Genomic DNA, 15,813 nt, shown 5'->3' with positions numbered 1-15,813 from the left:
CACGACTCAACACCGTCACCGGCACAGGCCGTCCACTTCGGACAGTGGCTAGGCCGTCCGAGTCAGGAATCGGCGTTTTTCTCCGCCGCCGGAGCACTTCGCGCGGCACGCGATTCGTACTCCGCGCGAGCGCTGGAACGCGTTGCGGAGGACAAGATCTTGTCACCGCCGAGTGCCCGGAGGAGCCCTTCGCCGAGGCGCCGGGGGAGCAGCCGTGTGATCCTGCCCATGGCGTCCAGCGACGCGGGTACGAAGACGTCGAATTTGGGACGGCGTAACGCATCGACAATGGCCTGCGCCACATCTTCCGGCTGCACCGACTTGAAGAACTTCGCCTCGCCGAGCCCGCTGGCCAGCTCCGTGCGCACGACGGCGGGCATCACGCACGAGACCAGCACGCCCGTTCCGTGCAGTTCCAGATGCACCGATTCCGACAACCCGACGACGGCGTGTTTCGTGGCGCAGTAGGTGGCGGCACCGGGGAATCCGGCCTTTCCGGCCATCGACGCGATGTTGACGATGTGCCCGGTGCCTCGCGGGCGCATCCGTTTCACGGCTTCCCTGGTGCCGTGGATGACCGCGTGCAGGTTGATCTCGAGCAGGCGCCGGGTCGCGGCGTCGTCCTCTTCGTCGAGCGGCGCGAGCGGCATGATGCCCGCGTTGTTGATCAGCACGTCGATCGGGCCGACACGCCGCTCGACCTCGTCGAGGAAATCGGTGAAGCCCTGGGTGTCGGTGACGTCGAGCGGCAACGCCTCCGCGCCCAGTCCGGCCGCGGTCTTCTCCGCGAGGACCTGGTCCAGGTCGCCGATGACCACCTTGGCGCCGAGCCGGGACAAGGCCGTCGCGGTGGCGGCTCCGATGCCCTGGGCCGCTCCGGTGATCACGACGACCTTGCCTGCCAGGGAACGTTCACGCTTGACCATGGGGCTCCTCTGCGACTTCGCTGCCTGGGGCACTGTTGGCGATGTGTCAACTATGGTGCACCCGAAGCCGCGAGAACGCCATCCATCCATGCCCCCGCCACCACCCTCAACGGAGGAGCTGCGCTCCCCAGCCTAAATCCAGGGCCGCTGCTCGAACACCTGCCCGATCCAGCCTTTGACGTCGAAGCGCTCGGTCGGCTTGAAGCCCTGGCTCTCGTAGTAACGCTGCAGGTCGCCGTCGCCGCCCGCCCAGCAATCGACCCGCACCAGCCCGATACCGCGTTCACGCGCCTCGGCCAGCGCGAACTCGATCAGCCGCGAGCCGACCCGGTGCCCGGAGAACCTGCGCGAGGTCAGCAACAGGCCGAGGTAGATTTCGGGCTCCTCGACCGGCGGAACGTGCGGGAACCGGTCGCCGAGGATGATCGCCCCGGCCGCCTCGCCGCCCACCTCGCCGAGGTACAGCCCCGGCCCGTCGGCCATCTCGCGCACCCGCTCGATCCGCTGGGGGATCGTGGACCACGGCTCGGTCCCCCACTGGCCTTCACTGCCGCGTCCGACCAGCCAGGCGACGGCCTCGTCGAACATGTCCAGCAACGCTTGAAAGTCCCCAGAACCACCCGGTCGGATGACGAAATCGCTCATCCTTCCGTTCTACAACATGGTGAGGACACGCGGTCCTTCTGTCGTGATCGCGACCGTGTGTTCGACGTGTGCGGCCCGGCAGCCGCTGATGCTGTGCAGCGTCCAGCCGTCCTCGCCGATCCGGTAGTCGTCGGCGCCGTCGGCGATGAGCATCGGCTCGATCGCGAGCACCAGCCCCGGCTTGAGCCGCATGCCGCGGCCCGGCCTGCCCTCGTTCGGCAGATGCGGGTCCTCGTGCATCGCCCGGCCGATGCCGTGACCGCCGTGGCCGTCGAGCAGGCCGTACCCGGCCTCGCGGCCGACGGTGCCGACGGCATGGGAGATGTCGCCCATCTTGTTGCCCGGTATCGCGGCCGCGATACCGGCGGCCAGTGCGCGTTCGGTGGCCGCGATGAGTTCGAGGTCGGCCGGATCGGCCTCGCCGACGACGTAGCTGATCGCCGAGTCGCCGTGCCAGCCGTCGATGTGGGCGCCGGAGTCGATGCTGACCAGGTCACCGTCACGGAGCCGGTAGTCCGACGGGATGCCGTGGACCACGGCGTCGTTGACGCTCGCGCAGATCACGGCGGGAAACGGCGTCGGGGCGGAAGGGGGCTGGTAGTGCAGGAACGACGGTTTGGCGCCGGCGTCCCTGATCACCTGCGCGGCGATCTCGTCCAGCTCCTTCAAGCTGACGCCGATCGCCGACGCCTCTTTCACCGCTTGCAACGTCTGTGCCACGACACGGCCGGACTCACGCAGGGCGTCCAGCTCGGCGGCGGATTTCAACTCGACCATGACGATAACTATACCGGTATAGTTATCGCAGGCGTCAAGCGACGCCGAGGTGCCGCGCGATCAGCATCCGCTGCACCTCCGAAGTCCCTTCCCCGATCTCCAGGATCTTCGCGTCCCGGTAGAACCTGCTCACCGGGAACTCGTTCATGAAGCCGTACCCGCCGAAGATCTGCGTCGCCTCGCGAGCGTTGTCCATCGCGGCGTTCGACGCGACGAGCTTCGCGATCGACGCCTCCTTCTTGAACGGCTCGCCGCGCAGCATCTTCGACGCCGCCGCGTAGTACGCCAGCCGCGCGGTGTGCGTGCGCACCTCCATGTCGGCGATCTTGAACTGGATCGCCTGGTACTCGCCGATCTTGTGCCCGAACGCCTCGCGCTCCTTGACGTACTTCAGGCATTCGTCGACACAGCCCTGCGCGAGCCCGACGCTGAGCGCGGCGATCGCGACCCGGCCTTCGTCCAAAATGGACAGGAACTGGGCGTACCCGCGGCCGCGTTCGCCGACGAGGTTCTCGGCCGGGACGCGGACGTCGTCGAACGACAGTTCGTGGGTGTCCGAGCAGTTCCAGCCGACCTTGGAGTACTTCGGCGCCACCGCGAACCCCGGGGTGCCGGACGGGACGATGATCGCCGAGATCTCCTTGCGACCGTTCTCCTTCACGTCGGTGACGGCGGTGACCGTGACCAGTTTCGTGATGTCGGTGCCGGAGTTGGTGATGAACGACTTGCTGCCGTTGATCACCCAGGTGTCGCCGTCGAGTTTCGCCCGCGTGCGGGTGGCGCCCGCGTCCGAGCCGCCGCCCGGTTCGGTGAGCCCGAAAGCGCCGAGCGCGGTCCCGGCGCACAACTCGGGGAGCCACTTTTCCTTCTGCTCCTGGGTGCCGAACCGGTGGATCGGCATGGCGCCGAGGGAAACCCCGGCCTCGACGGTGATCGCGACCGACGAGTCGACCCGCGCGAGTTCCTCCAGCGTCAGGCACAGCGCGAAGTAGTCGCCGCCCATGCCGCCGTATTCCTCGGGGAAGGGCAGGCCGAACAGGCCCATCTCGGCCATCTTCGCGACGATCTCGTACGGGAACTCTTCCCGCTCGTAGAGGTCGCCGATGACCGGGGCGACCTCGGAGCGCGCGAATTCCTCGACCGTCTTGCGCAGCGCCTCGTATTCGTCATCCAGCCGAAAGTCGATCATTGGCCATCCTTTTGGGGTGTCACAACGGCTACGGTTTCGTCCAGCGCGACCTGTTGGCCCGCCCGGACGGGGAGTTCGCTGACCACGCCGTCGATCGGCGCGGTGATCGTGTGCTCCATCTTCATCGCCTCGACGACCACGAGGGGCGTCCCGGCGCTCACCACGTCGCCCGCGGCGACCTTGACCACGAGCACGGTGCCGGGCATCGGGCTGGTGACCGGTCCCGCGCCACCCGCGGCACCGGCGGCCGACCGCAGCCGCTCGCGCTCACCGATCGCGAAGCTGTGGCCGTCCCGCGCGAGCCATACGGTCTTCCCGTTCCCGGCGGCATGCCGGTAACGATGGAATCCGCTGGGGTGCCGGATTTCCAGCAGATCACCCTCGCGCCGCGCGGAGACCCGTGCGAGGACGCCGCCGTCGACACTGACGAGCGCGTCCGCCGGGGTGCCCTGTACTCGCACGACCGCTTCGGAACTCCCGGACTTCAGCGCGAAATCGATCCCGCCGGAAGCGCCGAGCCGCCAGCCGTCGGGAACGTCCCACGGATCGACGACCGATCCCTGAGGCTGCAAGGAAAGCAGCCGATCGAGCGCCGCCGCCACGAAGAACTCCGGCGGCACCTCTTCCGAGACCAAAGTGGACAGTTGCCGGTCGACGAGTCCGGTGTCGAGCTTGCCGTTCCGGACATCGGTGTCCGCCAGCAGCCCGCGCAGGAACGCGACGTTCGTGCCGAGGCCGAGCAACACCGTGTCGGCGAGCGCGAGGTCGAGGCGGTGCAGCGCGGCCGCGCGGTCCGGCCCCCAGGCGATGACCTTGGCCAGCATCGGGTCGTAGTTCGAGCCGATGACCGCGCCCTCGCTCATCCACGAGTCGACGCGCACGCCTTCGCCGGACGGCTCGTGGACGGCGAGCACGGTCCCGCCCGTGGGAATGAACCCGCGCGCGGGATCTTCGGCGTAGACGCGGGCTTCGACGGCGTGACCGTCCAGCCGGACGTCGTCCTGTGACACGGTGAGCACGTCGCCGGCGGCGATCTTGACCTGCCACTCCACGAGATCGAGTCCGGTCACCAGTTCGGTCACCGGATGCTCGACCTGGAGGCGCGTGTTCATCTCCATGAAGAAGAACTCGTCGGGCGCGGTGGCCGACACGATGAACTCGACCGTTCCCGCGCCGACGTACCCGACCGACCGGGCGGCCTCGACGGCGGACGCCCCCATCTTCGCGCGCGTGGCTTCATCGAGCAGGACCGACGGCGCCTCTTCGATGATCTTCTGATGCCGCCGTTGCAGACTGCACTCGCGTTCGCCGAGGTGGATCACGTTGCCGTGGGTGTCGGCGAGCACCTGGATCTCGATATGCCGCGGCGTGGTGACGAACCGCTCGATCAGCAGCGTGTCGTCGCCGAAGGAACCCTTGGCCTCACGGCGAGCGGACTCCACGGCGGCGGCCAATTCGGACGTCGCGGTCACCAGCCGCATACCCTTGCCACCCCCACCGGCGGACGGCTTGATCAGCAGCGGATAGCCGACCTTTTCCGCGGCGGCGGTGAAACCACCCTCGGGAATGTCCACATCGGACGCACCCGGCACGACGGGGACACCGGCCTTGGACACCGTCGCCTTGGCGCGGATCTTGTCGCCCATGGCGTCGATGGCCTCGACCGGCGGGCCGATGAAGACCAGCCCCGCCTCGGCGCAGGCACGGGCGAATTCCGCGTTCTCCGCGAGGAAGCCGTAGCCGGGGTGCACCGCCTGCGCACCCGTGTCGAGCGCCGCCTGGACGATCGCCGGGATGGACAGATAGCTTTTCGCCGCCTCAGCCGGGCCGATGCGGACCGCCGTATGCGCCTCGCGGACGTGCCGGGCGTCGGCGTCCGCGTCGCTGTACACCGCGACCGAACGGATACCGAGCCCGTGCAGCGAACGGATCACGCGGACGGCGATCTCCCCGCGATTGGCGACCAGAACCGTGTCGAACATGCTCACATCCTGTGTTTTCCGGCGGCGCGCGGGTTCGAGTCGTACACAGCGCGCCGGCTTCGGCCGAGTCGGGCGATCCTCTGCATCGTCGCGCTCACATCCGGAAAACGCCGTAGTTGACATCGGAAAGGGGCGCGTTGGCCGCCGCGGACAGCGCGAGGCCGAGCACCGTGCGGGTGTCCGCCGGGTCGATCACGCCGTCGTCCCAGAGCCGCGCCGTCGAGTAGTACGGGCTTCCCTGCGCCTCGTACTGCTCGCGGATCGGATCCTTGAACGTCTCTTCGTCCTCAGTGGACCATTCGCCGCCGCGGGCCTCGATGGCGTCGCGGCGGACCGTCGAGAGCACCGACGCCGCCTGCTCACCGCCCATCACCGAGATCCGCGCGTTCGGCCACATCCACAGGAACCTCGGCGAGTACGCGCGGCCGCACATCGAATAGTTGCCCGCGCCGAACGAGCCGCCGATGACGACGGTCAGCTTCGGCACCCGCGCGCAGGCCACCGCGGTGACCATCTTCGCGCCGTGCTTGGCGATGCCACCGGCCTCGTAGGCCTTGCCGACCATGAAACCGGTGATGTTCTGCAGGAACAGCAGCGGGATCGAGCGTTTGTCGCACAGTTCGATGAAATGCGCGCCCTTCATCGCGGACTCGGCGAACAGCACGCCGTTGTTCGCGATGATCCCGACCGGGTGGCCGTGGATCCGGGCGAACCCGGTGACCAGCGTCGAGCCGTACTCCTTCTTGAACTCCCCGAACCGGCTGCCGTCGACGATCCGGGCGATGACCTCGCGGACGTCGTAGGGCACGCGCGGGTCGGTCGGGACGACGCCGTACAACTCGTCCGGGTCGGCGACGGGCGCCTCGGTCGGGAGGACGTCCCACGGGCGTGGCGTGCGCGGCCCCAAAGTCGACACGATCGAGCGAACGATGCGGAGCGCGTCGGCGTCGTCTTCGGCCAGGTGGTCGGTGACGCCGGACTGGCGCGAGTGGACGTCCCCGCCGCCGAGTTCCTCGGCCGTGACGACCTCGCCGGTCGCGGCCTTCACCAACGGCGGGCCGCCGAGGAAGATCGTGCCCTGATCGCGCACGATGACGGCTTCGTCGCTCATCGCCGGGACGTACGCGCCACCGGCGGTGCAGGAACCGAGCACGGCGGCGATCTGCGGGATGCCGCGCGCGGACATGGTCGCCTGGTTGAAGAAGATCCGGCCGAAGTGCTCACGATCCGGGAAGACCTCGTCCTGCCTCGGCAGGAAGGCGCCGCCGGAGTCCACCAGGTAGACGCACGGCAGGTTGTTGTGCAGCGCGACCTCTTGCGCGCGCAGATGCTTCTTGACGGTCATCGGGTAGTAGGTGCCGCCCTTGACCGTCGCGTCGTTGGCGACGATCACGCATTCGCGGCCGGAGACCCGCCCGATTCCGGTGATGATCCCGGCCGACGGCGCTTCGTCGTCGTACAGTCCGGTGGCGGCCAGCGGGGACAGCTCCAGGAACGGCGAACCCGGGTCGAGGAGGGTGTCGACCCGGTCGCGTGGCAGGAGTTTGCCCCGTTCGACGTGGCGGATCCGGGATTTCTCCGGCCCGCCGAGCCGGGCCGCGGCGAGCCGCTCGCGCAGATCCTCGACCAGCTCGGCATGGGAGGTGACGCCGCGGGCGTACTCGTCGCTGCCCGGGTCGGCCGAAGTACTCAATACGGGTGTGTCCATGGCTCCTCGTCGCCAAGTTAGCCGTCGTTAACTCACCCTCTCAGGTTAACGGCCACTAACCTCACTTGTCCACCGCTCCCCACTCACCACCGGACGACACCCGTGCTTGGCCGGACGACACAGGAAGTCGGACTCGTCTTGCCGCGCCGTCCGACGCGGCGAAGGGGACTTTCACCGCGTGACATGCGGCGAAAGTCCCCTTCGGCTCGAGAGGTCAGCCGATGGCCGAGACCAGCGGGTGGTAGTAGCCACCGCGCTGACCGGCGACCGTCGGGTGGTACGAGTTCACGATCGGCCAGGTGAGGCTGTGCAGGTAGTCGTTGGCCGACGAGCAGATGTTGTGCCCGGTGAAGGCACCGCGCACGTCGACGAACTTGGCGCCGTGCGCGGACGCGCGGGCCGAGAGCACCGAGGCAAGCGTGTCGGAGCCCGAGTTGATCGCGGACCGCTTGGTGTCGGACAGGCCGACCGAGCACGAACCCGGCACCGTGTAGAAGCGCGGGTAGCCGAGGACGACCAGCTTCGCGCCCGGCGCCTTCGACTTGATCGTGCTGTAGACGTTGTTCAGCAACCCGGGCAGCGTGCTGTTGACGTAGTTCTTCGCGGTGTTGACCCGGTTGACACAGGTCTGGTCGCTGCCGGTGGTGCAGGTGGTCATGACGTCGGCGAATCCGGCGTCGTTGCCGCCGACCGACACCGTGACCAGCGTGGTGCTGGAGGTGACGTTCGCGGCTTGGTTCAGTACGTCGCCGGTGCGCGCCCCCGAGCACGCGACGAACTTGAACGAGGTCCCGGCGTGGGCGTTGGCCCACAGCTGGGGATAGGCGTTGGCGCTGCGCATGCAGTCGCCCGAGTTCCCGTAGCTGCCGGCACCGACGCCGGACGAGTACGAGTCACCGAGCGCCACGTAGTCGGTCGCCGCTTGAGCGGTGCCGGCGAGCCCGAACGTGGCAAGGACGGCGACCCCCAGGGCCGCACCTAAACGAGTGAAGGAAAGAGCTTTGATCCGAGCAGGGACGGCCATGGTCACTCCTTCGTGACAAGTTAACGAGACACAGCATTACCAGGTGGTAGCTCTACACAAAAGGGCCATTTCCGCAGGTAACCCGCTTGGCCCAGGCTGGAAGTACGGCCGCGTGTTAGCGCTCGCTAACACGCGGCCTTAATATGGCCAGATGCCGGCGAACCCCACCCCACTCGTGAACGGCGAGAAGGCGAACAGGCGCGAACAGATCATGTCCGCGGCCGCCGAACTCTTCGCCCACCACGGTTTCCACGGCGTCGGCATCGACGACATCGGCGCGGCCGTCGGCATCTCCGGCCCGGCGCTGTACCGGCATTTCCGCAGCAAGGACGCCATCCTCGGCGAGATGTTGAACTCGATCAGCCGCTACCTCCTCGACGGCGGGACGGCGAGGGCGAGCCAGCGGGACGAGCCGGGCGAGGTTCTCGAAGCATTGGTTGATTTTCACGTGGACTTCGCGCTCGCGCATCCCGCGCTGATCACCGTCCAGGAACGCAACCTCGCCAATCTCACCGACAGTGACCGCAAGCAGGTCCGGGCCCTGCAGCGGCAGTACGTCGAGGTCTGGGTGCGCGCGATCAGCGACGCCGTCCCCGGGATCGGCGAGCGGCAGGCGCGGTCGGCGGCGCACGCGGTCTTCGGGTTGATCAACTCGACGCCGTACAACCGCCATCTCGGTGACAGCGAACTCGCCGAAATGCTCTGCCGCCTCGCGCTGGGTGCACTGCGCGCCGCGAAGTGACCACGTCCGGGTTTCGGCCTATCGCCACTTTTCCGTCCTCTGGTGTTTGATAGGCACGTGGAGCCCGACAGGAGCGAGTACGAGCGGAGGCTCGTCGAAAAGGCGCAGCGTGCGCTCGTGGCGATCAGCCTCGGGGAGGACGCCGAGGCGCTCGACGAGCTCACGCCGACCGCCGCCGAGCCACTGGCCCGCTCCGAAGAGACCAAAGAACTCGTGATGATGCTCTTCGGCGAATGCAGCGCCATGGTGTCGACTTTGGGTGACGGCGGCAGCGCGCCGGTCAAGGTCCAGGTGTTCGACGAGGACGGTGAAGAGGTCTCCATCGACCAGGCGGATCCACCCGTGCGGACAGCCGTGCGCACGCTGCTTGCCGAGGTGCACGGCAACAGCGAGGCCGCGCAGGAGCAGGTCGAGATCGCGCTCGCCAACGCCGCGCCGGACGAGGTCGACAGTCTGGTGTTGCAGGCCCTGCGCTGGACGATCCGGCTGTCGGCGGAATGCCTCGACCGGGACCTGCCGGTGGCGCCCTGGATCTCGGACGCCGTCGCGGACTAGCCCTCGACCAGAGACCGCGGCCCTCACCGTGTCGATTTCGAGAAGCCGTGAAGGCCTCCTTCCCTACCTTGAGGGTAGTGAAGGAGGCCTTCACGACCTTAAGAAACCGGACATCACGGGTCAAGTGGACATCTTGCCCAGCTTTGAGTCCTTTATGGACACTTGATCAGCGCGACGACCTCAGCGAGCCGCCCCCAATTCATGGCCAGGTGGGCCCCAATCGAACTCGCCCGTGGCCGGATGTTCCGCTTCCACGCACGCGAGTTTCGCCTTCAAGCACACGTGATCGCCATCCAAGCACGCGTGGCTACGCGACGACCAGAGGTCTTTCGCGAGGCCGGAAATCCACACAGTCCGCACGCGAGGAGTCCCGGTGACCACCGGATCCGGAGAGACTGTGTGGAAACCGGGATACTCAACGTCCCTGGATCATGGTTGCGGGATTCGCGTGCTCGGGCTGCGAACTCGCGTGTCGCGGCGCTAGCCGAGCAGCAGCCGGGCGAGTTTCGCGATCTGCTCAGTCTCGATCAGGAACGAGTCGTGCCCGTACGGCGAGCCGATGACGGCGAATTCCGCGCCAGGAACCCCGTCCGCGATCGCCTGCGACTGGTACAGCGGGTAGAGCCGGTCACTGTCCACTCCGGCGGCGACCGTGCGGGCGGTGATCCGGCCGAGCGCGTTCGCGACACCGCCCCGGCCGCGGCCGACGTCGTGGGTGTTCATCGATTCGGTGAGCACCACGTAACTGCCGGCGTCGAACCGGCGTGACAGCTTCCCGGCGTGATGGTCCAAATAGGACTCGATGGCGAACCGGCCGCCGCGCAACGGGTCCTCGCCATCCTGATACCGGCGGCCGAACCGTTGTGACAGTTCACCTTCGCTGCGATAGGTGACGTGCGCGATCCGGCGCGCGATGCCGAGACCGGCGTGGGGGCCACCGCCGGGGACGTCGTGGTAGTCGCCGCCGTGCCAGCCGGGATCGGACCGGATGGCGTGCAGTTGCGGTGCGGCCCAGGCGATCTGTTCGGCCGACGCCTGCGCCGTCGACGCGAGGACGAGCAGCGCCGCGACCCTGTCCGGCTCGGTCACCGCCCATTCCAGTGCACGCATCCCGCCCATGGACCCACCGAGCACCGCGGCCCAGCGGTCGACGCCCAACACGTCGGCGAGCGTGACCTCGGCGGCCACCTGGTCCCGTACGGTGACAGCGGGAAACCTGCTGCCCCAGGGGCTTCCGTCCGGATGCGGGGACGACGGACCGGTCGACCCCTGGCAGCCGCCGAGTACGTTCGGGACCACGACGAAGAACGCGTCCGTGTCGATCGCCTTGCCCGGGCCGATCAGGCCGTCCCACCAGCCAGGGCTGACGTGACCTTCCTCGGCCGGGCCGACGGCGTGACTGTCGCCGGTCAGCGCGTGCTCGACGAGGACGGCGTTGGAAGCGCTGGGATTCAGCGTCCCCCAAGTCTCGTAAGCCAGCTTGAAAGGCAACTCCTGCCCGGTTTCGAGCACCTGGGCGCCGGTGACGAACCGGCGCCGCCCAGGCGGATCTCCCTCCCGCCACGCACCGGTGCCGGGAGGGAGATCTGGAGCCTGGGTCACAGAGTCGCCTTGGCCGCCCGGAATCCCGCCTCGAGGTCGGCCTTGAGGTCCTCGAGGCCTTCCAGCCCGACGGCGAGCCGCACGAGCCCCGGCGTGACACCGCTGGAGACCTGCTCCTCCGGCGCGAGCTGGCTGTGCGTGGTCGAGGCGGGGTGCACGATCAGGCTGCGCACGTCGCCGATGTTGACCAGCTGGCTGTGCAGTTCCGTACCGTCCACAAAGGCCCGCCCGGCGTCGACACCGCCACGCAGGTCGAACGAAAGGACCGCGCCCGCGCCCTTCGGCAGATACTTCTTCGCGGCCTCGTGGTACGGGCTCGACGGCAGCCCGGCGTAGTACACCTTCTCGACCTCGTCGCGCTGTTCCAGCCATTCGGCCAGCGCCTGCGCGTTCGACACATGCCGCTCCAAACGCAGCGAAAGTGTCTCGATCCCTTGCAGAATCAAGAAACTGTTCAGCGGCGCGATCGCCGCACCGGTGTCGCGCAGGATCTGGACGCGGGCCTTGGCGGCGTACGCGCCCGGGCCGAGGGCCTCCCAGTACTTGAGACCGTGGTAGCTCGGGTCCGCCTCGGTGAAGCCGGGGAAACGCGCCGGGTCCTTGCCGAAGTCGAAGGTGCCGCCGTCGACCAGCACCCCGGCGACCGTGGTGCCGTGGCCGCCGAGGTACTTGGTCGCGGAATGGACCACGATGTCGGCGCCGTGCTCGATCGGGCGGACGAGATACGGGGTCGGCACGGTGTTGTCCACGACCAGCGGGACACCGGACTCGTGCGCGGCGTCGGCGACCGCGCGGATGTCGAGGACGTTGCTGCCCGGGTTGGCCAGCGTCTCGGCGAAGAACAGCTTGGTGTTGGGCCGGACAGCGGCCTTCCACTGCTCGATGTCGTCCTGGTTCTCGACGAACGAGACCTCGATGCCCAGCTTCGGCAGCGTGTAGTGGAAAAGGTTGTAAGTGCCGCCGTAGAGCGACGGGCTGGAGACGAAGTGGTCGCCCGCGTTGGCCAGGTTGAGGATGGCCGCCGTCGTGGCCGCGGTCCCGGAGGCGAACGCCAGCGCCGCGACGCCGCCTTCGAGCGCGGCGAGACGCTGCTCCAGGACGTCCTGCGTGGGGTTGTTGATCCGCGTGTAGATGTTGCCGGGCTCGGCGAGGCTGAACAGGTCGGCGCCGTGCTGGCTGTCACGGAACACGTACGAGGTGGTCTGGTAGATCGGGGTGGCCCGCGCGCCGGTGGCGGTGTCCGGCGCCGCACCCGCGTGGATCTGCTTGGTCTCGAACGACCATCCGTCCGCGCTCATCGCGATTCTCCTAGCGGTTCAAGGGGTTCGGCCTGTTGCCACCGAAGCTAGCTCCGCCGAACGGAGCACCCAACCACTCTCAGGAGGTGGGATGCTTTTCTTGAAGAGCGAACCTGTTGCCCTCGGAGTCGACGAACATCGCCCACCAGCCCCACGGCTGCTTTTCCGGACGAGCCGGAAACTCGACACCCTTCGCCGAGAGCTCCTCGTAGGTCTTTTCGATGTCGTCGGCGTAGAAGAAGAAATTGGCCGTCGGGATCTCGTCTCGTACCTCGAAGCGTTTGAGGTCCTCCGGCGAAGTGCTCAGGACGAGTGCCGTCTCGCCGTCGGCGGTGGTGACCTCGACCCACCGATTCCCCTTGTCGTCGTAGGGCGCGTCGGTGGTGATCTCGAATCCGACGACCTCCGACCAGAACCGCTTCGCTCGTTCCTGGTCCCACACCCCGACGACGATCTTGTTGACTCCCTGAATCGCCACGTCCGGCTCCTTTGTATCCATCATGGATATAACTGAACCGGAGCGTATGCTTTCCGGATGGCCGACGGCAACCCCCAGCTCACCCCCGCGGCGTTCCAGACCCTGCTGGCGCTCGCGAGCGGCAAGGGTGGCCGCGCACACGGATACGCGATCATGGGTTTCGTCGACGAGGTGAGCGGCGGGGCCGACCGGCTCGGGCCGGGCACGCTGTACCGGACGCTGGCCAGGCTCGCCGCCGACGGCCTGGTCGAGGAGGCTCCCGACGCGCGCGAAGACCAGCCGCACGACTCGCGACGCCGCTACTACCGGCTGACCCGCGCCGGCCGGGACGTCGCCGCGCGCGAAGCGGAGTTCCTGAGCAGGCTGGTCGCCGTGGCCGGTCAGGCGGGGCTGCTGAAGCGGTCGGAGTCGGCGTGAGCCGGGCGCTCGGGCTCGTCCCGCATCTGTTCGTCAAGGACGTGAGCACGTCGCTTTCGTTCTACCGCAAGGTGTTCGGGGCGGTGGAGCTGTTCCGCAACGTGCTGCCGAACGGGGTCGTGCTGTTCGTGGAACTCGCCGTCGGCGACGCGCGGCTGCTGGTGAGCGAGGAGATCCCGCGACTGGACGCGCTCGCGCCCGCGACCCTCGGCGGCACGCCGATGCTGCTGACCCTGGAGACCGAGGACCCCGACGACCTCGCGCGGCGCGCGGTGTTCGCGGGCGCGCGGGTGGAGGCGCCGGTCGAGGAGATGTTCTTCGGCGAGCGGTACGGCCGGATCGTCGACCCCGACGGGCACCGGTGGGCGCTGACGACCAAACGCGAGCGGTTCACCCCGGAAGACATCGACGCCAGGACGCCACCCGAGGTCTGACGTGTGCCGGGCTCCCACCTGCTGGACAATCGCACCATGGTTTCCGTGCGCAGCGTCGTCGACCGGGTCGGTCCGACGCTGTTGCACGCCCTCCAGGTGCCCGAAGAGTCCTCGGCCGTCGGCGACGTCGTCATCGCCGAACCCGGCACCACCCTCGCCGCGGGAGATCTCGTGCTCGGCGTGGCCATCACCGAGACGTCGGACGCCGCGGAACTGGTCAAGGCCGGCGCGTCGCAAGGCGCGGCCGCCATCCTGCTGAAGCCGCCGCTCGCGGCCAAACCGTCGGTGAAGCGGGCGGCGAAGTCGGCGGGCATCGCGTTGATCGAAGTACGCTCGGCGACGTCGTGGGCACAGCTCGTCTGGCTGCTCAGGACCGTCCTCGACGCGCTCGCCGACGAGTCCGACGCGCTGGAGGACGGCGGCGGGCCCGGTTCCGGCGATCTCTTCCGGCTCGCCGACGCGGTCGCTTCGGTCGTCGACGCGCCCGTCACCATCGAGGACACCAACTCGCGGGTGCTCGCCTACTCGGCCCGGCAGGACCTGACCGACTCGGCACGCGTGTCCACGATCATGGGCCGTCGCATCCCCGACGACGTGCTCGCGCGGTTCCGTTCGCGAGGCGTGTTCCGTGAGCTTTCCCGTGGGCGGCAAACGATCTTCGTGCCCGCGCAACGCGACGGCACCCTGCCTCGGCTCATCGTGCCGATCCGGATGGGCGGCGAACTGCTCGGTTCGATGTGGGCGGTCGTCGCGGGCCCGGTCTCCGACGAACGCGCGGCCGCGTTCGCCGACGCGGCACCCGTCGTCGCGCTGCACCTGCTGCGCCGCCGCGCGCACACCGACTCCCAGCGCCGTGTCTCGGCCGAACTCCTGCGTGCCGTGCTCGAAGGGAAGGCCAGCCCGCGCAAGGCGATCGCGGAACTCGACCTGTCGCAGGAGCCGCATCGCGTCGTCGTCATCGAGGTCTCCGGCGGTGACGGCCGTGATGACGAGGGGCTGCGGCTCGCCCTCCTCGAACGGATCTCGCAAGGCGTCGGCAGACGGCCGGTGGCCACCGAATTGGGTGGCTTGCTCTACGCGGTCGTCCCGGACGGCGACGGCTGGGACGAACTCCGGGCCGCGCTCGAAGCCCTGCCGACGCCGAGGCGGGGCGGCACGCCGCGGGCGGCCGCGGGTTCGGCCCGCGAGATCGGGGAACTCGCGACGTCACGGGCCCAGGCCGACGAGGCGTTGGGCCTGCTTCGCGCCAAGCTCGTCCCCGGCCGTGTCGTGGTCTTCGACGAAGCGTGGACCGCGCTTTCACTGCATCGCGGGGCAACGGCCGCGAGTACCGCGAAGGTGGCCGAACTCGGCCCACTCGGTTTGCTGGGCGCGCACGACGAAGCCCACGAGAGCGGCTACGTCGACACGCTCTACCAATGGCTCCGACATCCCGGAGACCCGCGCGCCGCCGCGAAGGAACTCCGGATTCATCCCAACACCCTGCGGTACCGCATGCGGCGGCTGCTCGATCTCGTCCCGCTGGATCTCGACGATCCGGATGTCCGGCTGGCGTTGATCACCCAACTCGTTTCCCTGCGGTGGAGCTGACCGGGGTTCCACTTCATTCTGTTCGACAACGAACACTTTGTCGTGCGACAAAACCGCACACAGACGTCATGAAAGGGTCTTTCAAGACGTTTCCATCTTGAAAGACCCTTTCACGACGTCCAGCGGGCTAGTGCGCGCTGGCGCGATATCCGTCCTCAATGGTCTGCCGTACCGCGGCGAGCAGATCGGCGCCGGGGTAAAGCGGCAGAAGCACACCGGGACCACCATCGACCCGCAGCGCGGCTTCGTAGCCGTGCCCCGGAGTTTCGACCAGGCCGACGATGACATCGGCCGGATTGCCCTCGGTGTCGACGGTGCGGACACGCCGCTCCCGCCGCCAGTCCTGATTTGTCATGCCGAACAGAATGGCAGCTTACCGGCCAGTAAGATCAACATCTTGACTCGATCGTGCTGCATTTACCGATTCGCAGGTTGCACGGCCGCGC

At 68.2% G+C, this 15,813-nt stretch carries 16 protein-coding genes; 5 read left to right on the top strand and 11 right to left on the bottom strand.

Features of this window, described 5'->3' with window-relative positions:
* Nucleotides 1-62: 62 nt before the first annotated feature.
* The 7 genes from BS329_RS13160 to BS329_RS13130 all read right to left on the bottom strand — a co-directional run bounded on the left by BS329_RS13160 (nucleotide 63) and on the right by BS329_RS13130 (nucleotide 8,251).
* Nucleotides 63-926 carry an SDR family oxidoreductase gene (locus tag BS329_RS13160; RefSeq protein WP_076159917.1) on the bottom strand — a complete coding sequence of 288 codons (864 nt, stop codon included), beginning with the start codon at nucleotides 924-926 and terminating at the stop codon, nucleotides 63-65.
* A 132-nt stretch (nucleotides 927-1,058) separates the two neighbouring features.
* Nucleotides 1,059-1,571 carry a GNAT family N-acetyltransferase gene (locus tag BS329_RS13155; protein WP_076159914.1) on the bottom strand — a complete coding sequence of 171 codons (513 nt, stop codon included), beginning with the start codon at nucleotides 1,569-1,571 and terminating at the stop codon, nucleotides 1,059-1,061.
* A 9-nt stretch (nucleotides 1,572-1,580) separates the two neighbouring features.
* Nucleotides 1,581-2,348: a type I methionyl aminopeptidase gene (gene map, locus BS329_RS13150; protein WP_076159912.1), complete on the bottom strand. Its 768-nt coding sequence runs from the start codon at nucleotides 2,346-2,348 to the stop codon at nucleotides 1,581-1,583.
* Nucleotides 2,349-2,382: 34 nt separating this feature from the next.
* Nucleotides 2,383-3,537, bottom strand: coding sequence for an acyl-CoA dehydrogenase family protein (locus BS329_RS13145; protein WP_076159909.1), 1,155 nt, complete (start codon nucleotides 3,535-3,537; stop codon nucleotides 2,383-2,385).
* Complete coding sequence (locus BS329_RS13140) at nucleotides 3,534-5,519, bottom strand: acetyl/propionyl/methylcrotonyl-CoA carboxylase subunit alpha (protein ID WP_076160281.1); 1,986 nt, start codon at nucleotides 5,517-5,519, stop codon at nucleotides 3,534-3,536. The genes BS329_RS13145 and BS329_RS13140 overlap by 4 nt, the downstream gene beginning before the upstream one ends.
* 94 nt (nucleotides 5,520-5,613) lie before the next feature.
* Nucleotides 5,614-7,227 carry a carboxyl transferase domain-containing protein gene (locus BS329_RS13135; RefSeq protein WP_076159907.1) on the bottom strand — a complete coding sequence of 538 codons (1,614 nt, stop codon included), beginning with the start codon at nucleotides 7,225-7,227 and terminating at the stop codon, nucleotides 5,614-5,616.
* Between the two features lie 214 nt (nucleotides 7,228-7,441).
* Complete coding sequence (locus tag BS329_RS13130; RefSeq protein ID WP_076159904.1) at nucleotides 7,442-8,251, bottom strand: SGNH/GDSL hydrolase family protein; 810 nt, start codon at nucleotides 8,249-8,251, stop codon at nucleotides 7,442-7,444.
* A gap of 151 nt (nucleotides 8,252-8,402) precedes the next feature.
* Here BS329_RS13130 and BS329_RS13125 point away from each other — a divergent pair, with 151 nt between their 5' ends.
* Both BS329_RS13125 and BS329_RS13120 read left to right on the top strand, forming a co-directional pair.
* The gene (locus BS329_RS13125) at nucleotides 8,403-8,993 is read left to right on the top strand and encodes an SACE_7040 family transcriptional regulator (RefSeq protein ID WP_076159901.1); all 591 of its coding nucleotides are present in this window, start codon (nucleotides 8,403-8,405) and stop codon (nucleotides 8,991-8,993) included.
* 57 nt (nucleotides 8,994-9,050) lie between these two features.
* Nucleotides 9,051-9,548 (top strand): hypothetical protein, encoded by a 498-nt coding sequence (locus tag BS329_RS13120; protein WP_076159899.1) that lies wholly within the window; start codon nucleotides 9,051-9,053, stop codon nucleotides 9,546-9,548.
* A 480-nt stretch (nucleotides 9,549-10,028) separates the two neighbouring features.
* Here the strand turns inward: BS329_RS13120 and metX are convergent, their stop codons facing one another.
* The 3 genes from metX to BS329_RS13105 form a co-directional block, all read right to left on the bottom strand.
* Nucleotides 10,029-11,150, bottom strand: coding sequence for a homoserine O-acetyltransferase MetX (gene metX / locus BS329_RS13115; RefSeq protein ID WP_076159896.1), 1,122 nt, complete (start codon nucleotides 11,148-11,150; stop codon nucleotides 10,029-10,031).
* On the bottom strand, nucleotides 11,147-12,448 hold the full coding sequence (locus tag BS329_RS13110; RefSeq protein WP_076159894.1) for a bifunctional o-acetylhomoserine/o-acetylserine sulfhydrylase: 1,302 nt from the start codon (nucleotides 12,446-12,448) through the stop codon (nucleotides 11,147-11,149). Before BS329_RS13110 ends, metX begins: the two co-directional genes overlap by 4 nt.
* Before the next feature lie 79 nt (nucleotides 12,449-12,527).
* A complete protein-coding gene (locus BS329_RS13105; protein ID WP_076160278.1) occupies nucleotides 12,528-12,926 on the bottom strand; it encodes a glyoxalase superfamily protein in 399 nt (132 codons plus the stop codon).
* Between the two features lie 57 nt (nucleotides 12,927-12,983).
* Here BS329_RS13105 and BS329_RS13100 point away from each other — a divergent pair, with 57 nt between their 5' ends.
* The 3 genes from BS329_RS13100 to BS329_RS13090 are packed head-to-tail and all read left to right on the top strand — an operon-like array spanning nucleotide 12,984 to nucleotide 15,367.
* Nucleotides 12,984-13,343 (top strand): PadR family transcriptional regulator, encoded by a 360-nt coding sequence (locus tag BS329_RS13100; protein WP_076159891.1) that lies wholly within the window; start codon nucleotides 12,984-12,986, stop codon nucleotides 13,341-13,343.
* Entirely contained in the window at nucleotides 13,340-13,777 is a 438-nt protein-coding gene (locus BS329_RS13095; protein ID WP_076159888.1) for a VOC family protein, read from the top strand. Before BS329_RS13100 ends, BS329_RS13095 begins: the two co-directional genes overlap by 4 nt.
* A 36-nt stretch (nucleotides 13,778-13,813) precedes the next feature.
* Nucleotides 13,814-15,367, top strand: a complete 1,554-nt coding sequence (locus BS329_RS13090; protein WP_076160275.1) for a PucR family transcriptional regulator — start codon at nucleotides 13,814-13,816, stop codon at nucleotides 15,365-15,367.
* A 127-nt stretch (nucleotides 15,368-15,494) separates the two neighbouring features.
* Here the strand turns inward: BS329_RS13090 and BS329_RS13085 are convergent, their stop codons facing one another.
* Nucleotides 15,495-15,722 (bottom strand): hypothetical protein, encoded by a 228-nt coding sequence (locus BS329_RS13085; protein WP_007033850.1) that lies wholly within the window; start codon nucleotides 15,720-15,722, stop codon nucleotides 15,495-15,497.
* Between the last annotated feature and the right edge of the window lie 91 nt (nucleotides 15,723-15,813).

It is taken from the genome of Amycolatopsis coloradensis, assembly GCF_001953865.1.
In the GTDB taxonomy this organism is placed as follows: domain Bacteria; phylum Actinomycetota; class Actinomycetes; order Mycobacteriales; family Pseudonocardiaceae; genus Amycolatopsis; species Amycolatopsis coloradensis.
Note: the sequence above shows the minus strand (reverse complement) of the source record. Positions and strands in the feature narration are given on the sequence as shown.